At 72.3% G+C, this 12,644-nt stretch carries 7 protein-coding genes; 6 read left to right on the top strand and 1 reads right to left on the bottom strand.

All coding sequences use genetic code 11. From position 1 onward, the window contains the following. Positions 1 to 59: 59 nt before the first annotated feature. On the bottom strand, positions 60 to 1,277 hold the full coding sequence (locus IG84_RS0104810; RefSeq protein ID WP_382467305.1) for a L,D-transpeptidase: 1,218 nt from the start codon (positions 1,275 to 1,277) through the stop codon (positions 60 to 62). A gap of 165 nt (positions 1,278 to 1,442) precedes the next feature. Between IG84_RS0104810 and glgX the strand changes: the two genes are divergently transcribed. The 6 genes from glgX (at position 1,443) to IG84_RS0104840 (ending at position 12,564) form a co-directional block, all read left to right on the top strand. Continuing rightward, complete coding sequence (glgX, locus tag IG84_RS0104815) at positions 1,443 to 3,662, top strand: glycogen debranching protein GlgX (RefSeq protein ID WP_031051689.1); 2,220 nt, start codon at positions 1,443 to 1,445, stop codon at positions 3,660 to 3,662. Positions 3,663 to 3,782: 120 nt separating this feature from the next. Further along, positions 3,783 to 5,651, top strand: coding sequence for an ABC transporter ATP-binding protein (locus IG84_RS0104820; protein ID WP_078648608.1), 1,869 nt, complete (start codon positions 3,783 to 3,785; stop codon positions 5,649 to 5,651). Then, positions 5,648 to 7,525: an ABC transporter ATP-binding protein gene (locus IG84_RS0104825; RefSeq protein WP_031051693.1), complete on the top strand. Its 1,878-nt coding sequence runs from the start codon at positions 5,648 to 5,650 to the stop codon at positions 7,523 to 7,525. Before IG84_RS0104820 ends, IG84_RS0104825 begins: the two co-directional genes overlap by 4 nt. A gap of 33 nt (positions 7,526 to 7,558) precedes the next feature. Then, the gene (locus IG84_RS0104830) at positions 7,559 to 8,404 is read left to right on the top strand and encodes a hypothetical protein (protein WP_031051695.1); all 846 of its coding nucleotides are present in this window, start codon (positions 7,559 to 7,561) and stop codon (positions 8,402 to 8,404) included. Positions 8,405 to 8,735: 331 nt separating this feature from the next. Further along, positions 8,736 to 10,724 carry a M4 family metallopeptidase gene (locus IG84_RS0104835; protein ID WP_031051696.1) on the top strand — a complete coding sequence of 663 codons (1,989 nt, stop codon included), beginning with the start codon at positions 8,736 to 8,738 and terminating at the stop codon, positions 10,722 to 10,724. Between the two features lie 211 nt (positions 10,725 to 10,935). Next, positions 10,936 to 12,564: a M4 family metallopeptidase gene (locus tag IG84_RS0104840; protein WP_031051697.1), complete on the top strand. Its 1,629-nt coding sequence runs from the start codon at positions 10,936 to 10,938 to the stop codon at positions 12,562 to 12,564. Positions 12,565 to 12,644 lie beyond the last annotated feature (80 nt).

The raw sequence follows: 12,644 nt of genomic DNA on the forward strand, positions 1-12,644 counted from the left end.
CGCGCGGGCGGTCAAGTCGGCCGGATAACGGTGCGGCCGGTGCCCGCGCCACCCCCGGATCAGCGGAGCGCGGAGCCCCGCAGCCATTCGTCCCACGGCATGTTCCAGCCACCCAGCCCGTTGTCCGGCGCCACCGTCACGTCCCGCGAGCGGATCACCTCGACGATGTCGCCGATCAGCGAGTTGCCGTAGAACCAGCCCGCCGGCGTGTCCGGGCTGCCGCCCTGCTCGTCGCGGAGCCCGACGCACCCGTGGCTGGTGTTGGCGCCGCCGAACGTCCCCCGCGACGCCCAGTAGTTCCCGTGCAGGAACGTCCCCGACGTGGTCAGGCGCAGCGCGTGCGGCACATCGGGGATGTCGTACTCGCCACCGAAGCCGACCGTTCCGCCGTCCATCCGGGTCATCGGATGCCGTTCCAGGATCACCATCCGGCCGTTGTACGTCGGGTTGTCCTGGTCGCCCGCGGTGACCGGCAGGGTCACCGGCGGCGTTCCCGCGCGCCGTACGGTCATGGTGTGCGCGGCGGCGTCAACCACGCTGGTCTGATCCCGGCCGATCCGGAAACGGACGGTCTTGTGCTGGATCCCGTACACCCCGGGTGCCGCACGCACGTCCCGCAGCCGCAGCGCCATCGTGACCTCCGTGCCCGGCCGCCAGCGCTCCCGGGGCCGGAAGTCCATCCGGCGCGCGCCGAACCAGTGGGGCGCGACGCGCACGGCGGGGCGCGCGGTGACGGAGACGGCCCGCTCGACGGCGGCGCGGTCGCGCACCGGGCGGTTGAAGTCGAAGGAGACGATCATTCCGGTGCCGACGGTGGAGCGGTGCTCGGGCCGGAAGAAGCCGACGAGACGGTGCCGGGGCACGTAGGTGGTGAAGGAGGTGTGCCGGGCGGTGCGCCGCCCGTGCCCGTCCAGCGCCACGGCCTCGACGGTGTAGCGGGAGGCGAGCGCGAGCGGGGGGCCGGCCGAGCGCCAGCCGAGCCCGTCGCGGGTGAGCCGGCCGGGCACCGGTGCGCTGCCGGTGTCCCCCGCCCGGGTGACCTCGACCCGCTCCAGGCGCCCGTCCGGTACCCGTACCTCGATGCGGTGGCCCGCGCGCACGCCGCGCGCGCCGTCGTCCGGTACCACCCGTACGGCCTCGCGCGTGGGCCGCGGCGCGTCGGAGGTCCACCCGCCCGGCCCCTGGCAGGCGGAGAGCAGGACGGCGCCGGTGAGCAGCGGTACGGCGGCCGTCCAGGGCCGCCCGGCCGCTCGGTTTCTGAGGGTTCGGTAGCTCACGGTGATCTCAACGAGCGTTCGCTTCGTGGGGAAACGTGAGGTCCTGCCCAGTTCGGGGAAGGAAGGGGGCAGGGATGGATCGCCGGGAGGGCACGTCCACGCGCGCGGCCGGGACGCCGCGCGGGCACCGCCCGATCGAGTCGCCGAGCGGCGGGAGGCTGCCACGTGTCGAGCGCGCTGGAGCAGGAGGCACTGCCGGACGACGGCCGGGCGAGAACGGCCCCGGGCACGGTCACGGTGCGGCCCGGAAGCCCGCAGCCCCTCGGGGCGCGCTTCCGCAGCGGTCCGGACGGCGTCGCGGGGACGAACTTCGCGCTGTGGTCGGCGGGCGCCGAGGCGGTGGAGGTGTGCGTCTTCGACGAGGCGGGCGCCGAGACGCGGTACGCGCTCACCGAGCTGACGCACGAGATCTGGCACGGCTTCGTCCCCGGCGTGCTGCCGGGGACGCGGTACGGCTACCGCGTGCACGGCCGCTGGGACCCCTGGACCGGGGCGCGGTGGAATCCGGCGAAGCTGCTGCTCGATCCGTACGCGCGGGCGATCGACGGGGACTTCCGGCTGCCTTCGGAGGTGTACGGCCATGTCCGCGACTGGCCCGAGCAGCACATAGCGGACACGGTGCGCGACAACCGGGACTCCGCGCCGCACGTCCCCAAAGGCGTGGTGGTGCACGACGACGCACCCGGTGACGAGTGGGCGGACGACCGCCGCCCGAAGACGCCGTGGGCCGACTCGGTCCTGTACGAGCTGCACGTACGCGGCTTCACGAAGCGGCATCCGGACATCCCGGAGCAGCTGCGCGGCACGTACGCCGGGCTCGCGCACCCGGCCGCGATCGGGCATCTGGCCCGGCTCGGCGTCACCGCCGTCGAGCTGCTGCCCGTGCACCAGTTCGCGCACGAGGACCATCTGCTCCGGCGCGGCCTGCGCAACTACTGGGGCTACAACTCCATCGGCTACTTCGCGCCGCACGCCGCGTACGCCGCTTCAGGGACGCGCGGCCAGCAGGTGGGCGAGTTCCGCCGGATGGTGCGCGCGCTGCACGACGCGGGCATCGAGGTCATCCTCGACGTGGTCTACAACCACACGGCCGAGGCGAACGAGATGGGCCCGATGCTGTCCCTGCGCGGCATAGACAATCGGGGCTACTACCGCCTCCAGCAGGACCCGCGCCGGTACGCCGACTACACCGGCTGCGGCAACACCCTGCACGTCGTCCAGCCCAACGTGCTGCGCCTGATCACCGACTCACTGCGCTACTGGGTCACCGAGATGGGCGTGGACGGCTTCCGCTTCGACCTGGCCGCGGCGCTCGCCCGGTCCATGCACGACGTGGACATGCTCTCGCCGTTCCTCGCGGTGATCGCGCAGGACCCGGTGCTGCGCCGGGTGAAGCTGATCGCCGAGCCGTGGGACGTGGGGATGGGCGGGTACCAGGTCGGGGCCTTCCCGCCGCTGTGGACGGAGTGGAACGACCGGTACCGCGACGCCGTGCGGGACTTCTGGCGCGGCGCGTACCCGGACGTCCGCGACCTGGGGTACCGGCTGTCCGGCTCCAGCGACCTGTACGCCTGGGGCGGCCGCCGCCCGCAGGCGTCGGTCAACTTCATCACCGCGCACGACGGCTTCACCCTGCGCGACCTGGTCTCCTACGAGCACAAGCACAACGAGGCCAACGGCGAGGGCAACCGCGACGGGACGGACGACAACCGCTCGTGGAACTGCGGCGCCGAGGGCGGGACCGACGACCCGGACATCAAGGCGCTCCGCCGCCGCCAGCTCCGCAACCTCCTCACCACGCTGCTGCTCTCCACCGGCGTGCCGATGCTGGTCGCGGGCGACGAGCTGGGCCGCACCCAGCAGGGCAACAACAACGGCTACTGCCAGGACAACGAGCTGGGCTGGCTGGACTGGTCGCTGGCGGACGATCCGGAGTGGCGGCCGCTGACCGAGCTGGTCACCCGGCTGATCACGCTGCGCCGGGCGCACCCGGTGCTGCGCCGCCGCGCCTTCTTCTCGGGGCGGCCGCAGGGGCCGAACGGACTGCGGGACCTGGCGTGGTTCACGCCCGCGGGCACGGAGATGACGGACGCGGACTGGTACGCGCACGCCGCGGGCCTGAGCATGTTCCTGTCCGGTACGGACATCCCGCAGCGCGACGAGCGCGGGCTGCCGGTCACCGACGACAGCTTCCTCGTCGTGCTGCACGCCGGGGAGGCGCCCGGTCGCTTCACCCTTCCGGGCGCGCCATGGGCCCGTACGTATGAACTCCTCGTCGACACCGCGCGGGAGGACCAGGAGGCGGCGCCGGGCACGGCGTACGAGGCGGGCGCCGAGGTGGAGATGCCGGGGCGGGCGGTGTGGCTGCTGCGGGCCGGGCGGTGACCGCTCGGTCCGGGGCCGCCCGGCCCGAGGCCGTGCTTCCCGTGTTCGCGCGTCCCGGGTCCGTGCGGCGGGAAAAAACCGCATGAGGAATGTCAGTGGTGACTTCTACGCTCGCTCCTGATGAGCGATGACGCGCACCGCCCCGAGTCCGCCGTCCCCACTCCCCGCTCCCCCGTGCGCTCGCTGCTGCGCCTGTGGCCGTACGTCCGCCCCGTGCGGGCCCGGCTGGCCGGTGCGGCGGGCGTCGCCGTCCTGGCGTCCGGCACGGGCCTGCTCATCCCGCTCGTACTGAAGTGGCTGGTGGACGGGCCGGTCGCGGCGCGGGACGCGGGCGGCATCTGGCTGGGCGGCGGGCTCCTGCTGCTCCTCGGGCTGGCCGAGGCCGGGCTCTTCGGGCTGCGCCGGTGGCTGGTCGCGCGCCCGCTCGCGAGCGTCGAGGCGGCCATGCGCGCCGCGCTCTACCGCCACCTCCAGCGGCTCCCGGTGGCCTTCCACGACCGCTGGCCCACCGGGCAGCTCCTCTCCCGCGGCACGACCGACCTGCAGCTCCTGCGGATGTTCCTGGCGTTCCCGCTGACGTTCCTGTTCGTCAACGGCGTCACGATCCTCGCCGGCTGCGCCATCCTGCTCACCCAGCGCTGGACGCTCGGGCTGGTCCTGCTCGCGCCGATCGTGCCGCTGGTGGTGCTGTGCTCGGTGTTCGAGGCGAAGTACTCCGTCGCGGCGCGCCGTTCGCAGGACCAGGTCGGCGACCTGACCACGCTGGTCGAGGAGTCGGTACTGGGCATCCGCATCATCAAGGGCTTCGGCCGGCACCGCGCCCAGGCCCACGCCTACACCGCCCTCACCCACGAGCTGCGCGCCACCGAGCTGCACAAGGCACGGCTGCTCGCCGCGATCTGGGGCGTCATCACGATCCTGCCGGAGACCGCCATCGGGGCCGCGCTGATCCTCGGCACGGTCCAGGTCGCCGACGGTGACCTGTCGGCGGGCACGCTCGTGGCGTTCCTGTCCACCGCGCTGGCGCTGCGCTGGCCGGTGGAGTCCATCGGCTTCCTGCTGGCGATCAGCAACGAATCGGCGACCGCGGCCGACCGGTACTTCGAGGTCATGGACGTCCCGCCGGCGGACGCGGCCGACGCGTCCGCACTCGCCGCCGCGGCCGCCGACGGCGCCCCGGCCCCCGACGGCCTGGCCCTCACCGGCGTGGAGTTCCGCTACCCCGACGCGCCCGCCGGCGCACCGCCCACGCTGCGCGGCGTCGACCTGCACGTCCGGCCCGGCGAGACGATGGCCCTGGTGGGCGCGACGGGCAGCGGCAAGACCACGCTCACCGCGCTGGTACCGCGGCTGTACGACGTCACCGGCGGCCGGATCACCCTGGACGGGCGCGACATCATGACCCTGCCGCGGGACGAGCTGCGGTCGCTGGTCGCGGTGGCCTTCGAGGAGCCGACGCTCTTCTCGGCGACCGCGGCGGAGAACGTCCTGATGGGCGGCGAGGAGGCGGACGGGGACGGCGTGCGGCGGGCGCTGCGGATCGCCCAGGCGCACGAGTTCGTCGCCGCGCTGCCTCAGGCCGAGCACACCCAGGTCGGCGAGCAGGGCCTGAGCCTGTCCGGCGGGCAGCGGCAGCGGCTCGCGCTGGCCCGCGCGGTGGTCGGGTCGCCGCGCTTCCTCGTCCTGGACGACCCGCTCTCCGCGCTGGACGTGCACACCGAGGCGCGGGTGGAGGCCGCGCTGCGCGAGGTACTGGCGACCACGACCGCGCTGATCGTCGCGCACCGCCCCTCCACGGTCCTGCTCGCCGACCGGGTCGCACTGCTCTCCGGCGGCCGCGTCACCGCCGTCGGCACGCATCAGCAACTGCTGCGCGAGAGCGCGGAGTACGCCCACCTGATGTCCGGCACGGGCCCGGCCGATTCGGCGCCGGCCGGCGCCGCGGGCCCCGCCGACCCGGCCCGCACCGCAGAGGAGACGGAGCGATGACCACGACCACGACCGCCGCCGGGCGGCCGCCCGAGGACAGCGACGCCGACGCTGCCACGCCGCCCGGCCCACCCGCCCCCGGCGACCCCTTCGACCAGGACGTCCTGCCCACTCCCAAGGGCGCCTCGCTCGCCCTGCTCCGCTCACTGCTGCGCCCGTACACGGCCCGCGGCCGGCTCACCGTCGTCCTGCTCCTCCTCCAGCAGGCCGCCGTGCAGGCCGGGCCGCTGCTGGTCGCGTACGCCATCGACCACGCCGTCCCCGCGCTGCGGGCGCACGACCACGGCCCGCTGCTCGCCGTGGGCGCCGGATACCTGGCGTGCGCGCTGGCCGCGGGCGCCCTGCAGTACGGCTTCACGCGGTCCTGCGCACGGGTCAGCCAGGACGTACTGCGCGACCTGCGCGGCCGGATCTTCCGGCACGCCCAGGCGCTCAGCCTGGACTTCCACGAGCGCTACACCTCGGGACGGCTGATCTCCCGCTCGACCACCGACGTGGAATCGCTGCGCGAGCTGCTCAACGACGGCCTGCAGGAGCTGGTCGGGGTCGTGCTGTCCATCGTCTACGTCACGGCGATGCTGCTGTACCTGGACTGGGGCCTGGGCACGGCGGCCGTGCTCTCCGCGGGGCCGCTGCTGCTCTTCATCCGCTCCTACCGGCGCCGCTCCAAGAGGGTCTACGCCCGCCGCTCGACGGCGATCGCCGCGGTCATCGTGAAGTTCGCCGAGACGCTCAACGGCATCCGACCGGTGCAGGCGTTCCGCCGCGAGCGGCCCAACGACGCGGCGTTCGGCCGCCTCAACCGCGTCCACGAGCGGGTCAACGGCAGCGCCACCCTGGAAATGGCCCGGTACGTCCTCCTCTCCCGCACGGCCGCCAACATCGCCGTCGCCGCCATCGTGCTGTGGGGCGCCTCCCGCGTCGCCACCGGCTCCCTCGCCCTCGGCGTACTGGCCGCCGCCGTCCTGTACCTGCGCCGCCTCTACGACCCGATCGACCGCCTCGGCATGTTCCTGAACGCCTACCAGTCGGCGGCCGCCTCCCTGGAGAAGGTCGCGGGCCTCCTCGCCCAGCGGCCCGCCGTCCCGGAACCGGCCGCGCCCGTGCCGCTGCCCGACCGCGCCGCCGACCGCCCGGGCCGCGAAGTGACCTTCTCGGGCGTCCACTTCGCGTACCGCACCGGTGGCGAGGTGCTGCCCCGCTTCGACCTCACCCTCGCCGCGGGGAAGACCGTCGCGGTGGTCGGCAGCACGGGCGCGGGCAAGTCCACCCTCGCCAAGCTGCTCGCCCGCTTCTACGACCCCACGGGTGGCCGGGTGCTGCTGGACGGCGTCGACCTGCGCGACCTGTCCACGACCGACCTGCGGCGCGGGATCGTCATGGTCACCCAGGAGGCGTTCCTCTTCTCCGGCACGGTCGCGGAGAACATCGCCATCGGCCGCCCCGAGGCCCCCCGCGCCGAGATCGAGCGGGCCGCGCGGGCCATCGGCGCCCATGACTTCATCGCCGCGCTCCCCGAGGGCTACGACACCGACGTCCGCAAGCGCGGCGGCCGCATCTCCGCCGGCCAGCGCCAGCTCGTCGCCTTCGCCCGCGCCCTCCTGGCCGACCCCGCCGTCCTCATCCTGGACGAGGCGACCTCCTCCCTCGACATCCCCGGCGAACGCGCCGTCCAGCGCGCCATGCACACCGTCCTCCGCGACCGCACCGCCGTCGTCATCGCCCACCGCCTCTCCACGGTGGAGATCGCCGACCGCGTCCTGGTGATGTCCCACGGCCGCATCATCGAGGACGGCACACCGTCCGAACTGATCGGCAGCAAGGGCGAGTTCGCCTCCCTCCACGAGGCATGGCAGGACAGCCTGGTGCAGTGAGGGCCGTCCCGCGCGCGTGAAATCATGTTGATCATGAGCACGCCGCCGCCTCCCGGGGCCTCCTATCCGCCGTATCCGCAGCAGCCCCAGCAGCCCGGCTTCGGCACACCGCAGTACGGCCCGCCGCAGGCTCCGCACCCGGGTCAGGCTCCGTACCAGGGGCAGGCGCCCTACCCGGGTCAGCCGCCGTACGGCCAGCAGCCCGGCGCTCCCTGGGGAATGCCGCCCATGGGGCCGCCGCCGAGGAAGAGCAACGCGGGCAAGGTCGTCGGCATCGTGATCGGCGTGGTGGTCGGCTGCTTCCTCGTCGGAGGCGTCGTGCGCGAATTCCTGCCGGGGGCGGGGGCTTCCCACTCCAGTACCGTCCCTTCCGGGCCCCGTTACACGCTGACGGTTCCCAAGACGCTCGACAACGGGACGTACAGGCTCGCCCAGGACATCAGCGACACGATCGACCGGCAGATTCCGCACGACGGCAACGGCATGCACGGCATGAAGGCGGTGGGCGGCCAGTACACCCGTGGCACCAAGTCCCTGACGTACACCGGGCTGTACGGCACCATCGACGACCCGGATCAGGCGCTCGACAACAGCATCAAGGGCATGAACGAGGGCGAGGGCGCCGCCCAGCCCGTGCCGGACCGGGAGTTCACCCCCGAGGGCGATGACACTCCGGTGACCTGCGGCGTCATGACCAAGGACCAGGCCGGCACGGTGATGACCGTGCCCTTCTGCGGCTGGGCCGACGGGAGCCACGAGGTGAGCGTGATGGAGGTGGACGGCGCCGACCCCGAGGCCGATCCGGCCTCCGTCGACCTGCAGGCATTCGCCGACAAGGCGGGCCGCATCCGGGACGAGGTACGCGTCGAGGCCGGCTGACCCGCCCTCTGCCCCGCCCGCCGTCATGGTTGACCGTTATACGAACACCAACCGCCGCTCTACGGACGGTTTCCGGCCATGTTGGTGAACGGATCCTGACAAGCGGGCGTGGCCGGTGGGAAGCTGCGCGGCAGTCGGAGCGGGTCCCCACAGCACCACTGCCCGCGCCGGTCACCTCCGTACCGCTCCCCCCACACGCACTTGTTCTGCCCGGACGGCCACCCCGCCGCCCGGTCCCCCCGGCCGTGGCCCACACCGCCGCGGCCCCGCAGAAGGAGCCAGCGTGAGACGCACCCCCCATGGACGTGCCGCGACGGGCCGCAGACGTGTGATGGCCACCGGCACGCTCGTCGCCGTGACGGCACTCCTCGCCGTCGGCGTGCAGACCGGCGCGGGCAACGCCGCGCCCAACCCCGGCAGCACACACGCACAGCCCCGGGCGGGCGCCCTGCCCGCCAAGCTCTCCCCCTCGCAGCGTGCGGAGCTGCTGAAGGACGCCGCCGCCACCACCGCGCAGACGGCGAAGAAGCTCCAGCTCGGCGCCAAGGAGAAGCTCGTCGTCCGGGACGTCCAGCAGGACCGGGACGGCACGACGCACACCCGGTACGAGCGCACCTACGAAGGGCTGCCCGTCCTCGGCGGCGACCTCGTCGTGCACGAGACCAGGACCGGCAAGGTCGAGCGGGTCACCAAGGGCGTCCGGGCCCGGATAGCCGTAGGCAGTACGAAGGCGGCCGTGACGCCCGCGACCGCCGAGGCGAAGGCCGTGCAGGCGTCGAAGGCGGAGGGCGCGGAGAAGTCCGCCGCCAAGGAGCCGCGCAAGGTGGTCTGGGCGGCGGACGGCAAGCCGGTGCTGGCCTACGAGACCGTGGTCGGCGGGGTGCAGGACGACGGCACGACGCCGAACCAGCTGCACGTCATCACCGACGCCACCACCGGTGAGAAGCTCTTCCAGTACCAGGGCATCGAGCAGGGCACCGGCAACAGCCAGTACAGCGGCCAGGTGACGATCGGCACGGCGCCCTCGTACACCATGACCGACAGCGCGCGGGGCAACCACAAGACCTACAACCTCAACCACGGCTCGTCCGGCACCGGCACGCTCTTCTCCGACCCGGACGACGTCTGGGGCGACGGCACTCCGCAGAACGCGCAGACCGCGGGCGTGGACGCCGCGTACGGCGCCCAGCTCACCTGGGACTACTACAAGAGCGTGCACGGGCGGAGCGGCATCCGCGGTGACGGCGTCGGCGCGTACAGCCGCGTGCACTACGGCAACAACTACGTCAACGCCTTCTGGGACGACAGCTGCTTCTGCATGACCTACGGCGACGGGTCCGGCAACTCGGCGCCGCTCACCTCGATCGACGTGGCCGCGCACGAGATGACGCACGGCGTCACCTCCGCGACCGCCGACCTCACCTACAGCGGCGAGTCCGGCGGCCTGAACGAGGCGACCTCGGACATCTTCGCGGCGGCCGTGGAGTTCAACGCCAACAACGCCAAGGACCCGGGCGACTACCTCATCGGCGAGAAGATCGACATCAACGGTGACGGCACCCCGCTGCGCTACATGGACAAGCCCAGCAAGGACGGCGCGTCCAAGGACTCCTGGTACTCCGGCGTCGGCAACGTCGACGTGCACTACTCCTCCGGCATCGCCAACCACTTCTTCTACCTGCTGTCCGAGGGCAGCGGCCCGAAGGACGTGAACGGCGTGCACTACGACAGCCCGACCTCCGACGGGCTGCCCGTGCCGGGCATCGGCCGGGCAGGCGCCGAGAAGGTCTGGTACAAGGCGCTCACCCAGTACATGAGCTCCAACACCAACTACGCGGGCGCCCGCACCGCCACCCTGCAGGCCGCCGCCGACCTCTTCGGCAAGGACACCCCGACCTACAACACGGTCGCCAACACCTGGGCCGCGGTGAACGTCGGCAGCCGCGTCGGGGACGGCGGCGACCCCGACCCGGGCGGCAACGTCTTCGAGAACACCAATGACGTGGCCATCCCGGACGCGGGTACCGCGGTCACCTCGTCGATCAGCGTCAACCGGACCGGCACGGCGCCCAGCACCCTCAAGGTCGGCGTGGACATCGTGCACACCTACCGCGGTGACCTGGTCATCGACCTGGTCGCGCCGGACGGCACCGCGTACCGCCTGAAGAACTCCAGCTCCTGGGACTCGGCGGCGAACGTGAACACCACGTACACCGTCAACGCCTCGGCGGAGAACGCGGCCGGCACCTGGAAGCTGCGGGTGCGGGACGTGTACTCCGGCGACACCGGCTACGTGAACAGCTGGAAGCTGACCTTCTGACGCAGCCCCGTTGAGTCACCGGTGCCACCCCCGCCGAGCGGCGGGGGTGGCACTCCTCCGTTATGCGGACGCGGGCTCGCTCTTTGCGAACAAATTGCGAAGCGGCGCCAATTACCCGGTGACAGACACCCGTTCGGGTGGCACGCTAACCCCGCACGTACCACCCGCATCGCTTTGCACCCCCACCACAGGCAAAGTTGAAGGAGCACGCGTGACCCCCCACATATCGCGTACCACCCGTATCGCCGGTGCCTCCGTGGCCGCCGCCGCGCTGCTCGCGGCCGGCATCGCCACCGGCACGGCGGGCGCGGCCCCCGCCGCCCACGAGGCAGCGGCCTCACCGGTCAAGATGACCGCCTCGCACCGCGCCGAGCTGCTGCGCGACGCGCAGGCCACGAAGGCGAAGACCGCCGAGGAGCTGGGCCTCGGGTCCAAGGAGAAGCTGGTCGTCAAGGACGTCATCAAGGACGCGGACGGCACCACGCACACCCGCTACGAGCGCACCTACGACGGCCTGCCCGTGCTCGGCGGCGACCTCGTCGTCCACCAGGCCAAGGGCGGCGCCATCAAGTCGACCACCAAGGCCACGAAGGCCACCATCAAGGTCGCCTCCACCACCCCGAAGATCGCCCCGAAGTCGGCCGCGATCTCCGCCGAGTCGGTGTCCGGTAAGACCGAGGGCATCAAGAAGTCCGACGCGGCGTCGCCGAACAAGGTGATCTGGGCCGCCTCCGGCAAGCCGGTGCTCGCGTACGAGACGGTCGTCAAGGGCGTCCAGAAGGACGGCACCCCCAGCGAGCTGCACGTCGTCACCGACGCCAGCACGGGCAAGAAGCTCTTCCAGCACCAGGCCATCGAGACCGGCGCCGGCACCAGCATGTACGGCGGCAAGGTCGAGCTGGCCACCAAGAAGGGCGGCAGCGGTTTCGAGCTGACCGACGACAGCCGCGGCGGCCACTCCACCTTCGACCTTGGCGGCTCGGAGAGCGGCGAGGGCAAGCTGCTCACGGACGACGACGACACCTGGGGCACCGGCAAGGGCGACGACCCGCAGACCGCGGCCGTCGACGCGGCGTACGGCGCGCAGGTCACCTGGGACTACTACAAGAACGTGCACGGCCGCAGCGGCATCAACGGCGACGGCAAGGGTGCGACCTCCCGCGTGCACTACGGCCAGAACTACGTGAACGCGTTCTGGGACGACAGCTGCTTCTGCATGACGTACGGCGACGGCGAGGGCAACACCCACCCGCTGACCGCCCTGGACGTCGCGGCGCACGAGATGTCGCACGGCGTCACCTCGGCCACCGCGAACCTGGAGTACAGCGGTGAGTCCGGCGGCCTGAACGAGGCCACCTCCGACATCTTCGGCACCTCGGCGGAGTTCAGCGCCAAGAACGCCGAGGACCCGGGCGACTACCTCATCGGCGAGAAGATCGACATCAACGGTGACGGCTCGCCGCTGCGCTACATGGACAAGCCCAGCAAGGACGGCAACTCGCTGGACTTCTGGAAGGAGGGCGCCGGCGACGTCGACGTGCACTACTCCTCGGGCATCGCCAACCACTTCTTCTACCTGCTGTCCGAGGGCAGCGGCCCGAAGGAGATCGACGGCGTGAAGTACGACAGCCCGACCGCCGACGGCTCCAAGGTCGAGGGCATCGGCCGGGACAAGGCCGAGAAGATCTGGTACAAGGCGCTGACCGAGTACATGACCTCCACGACCGACTACAAGGCCGCGCGCGAGGCGACCGTCAAGGCCGCCACCGACCTGTACGGCGCGGACGGCGCCGAGGTCAAGGGCGTCGAGGCGGCGTGGACGGGCGTGGCGGTGAAGTAACGCCGGTGAAGCGCTGCTCGTGAAGCAACGCTTCGCCACCAGGCCCCCCTTACAGTCCGGGGAGCTTAGGGGGGCGGGGA

The sequence above is a fragment of the Streptomyces ochraceiscleroticus genome (assembly GCF_000720485.1).
Lineage (GTDB): Bacteria > Actinomycetota > Actinomycetes > Streptomycetales > Streptomycetaceae > Streptomyces > Streptomyces ochraceiscleroticus.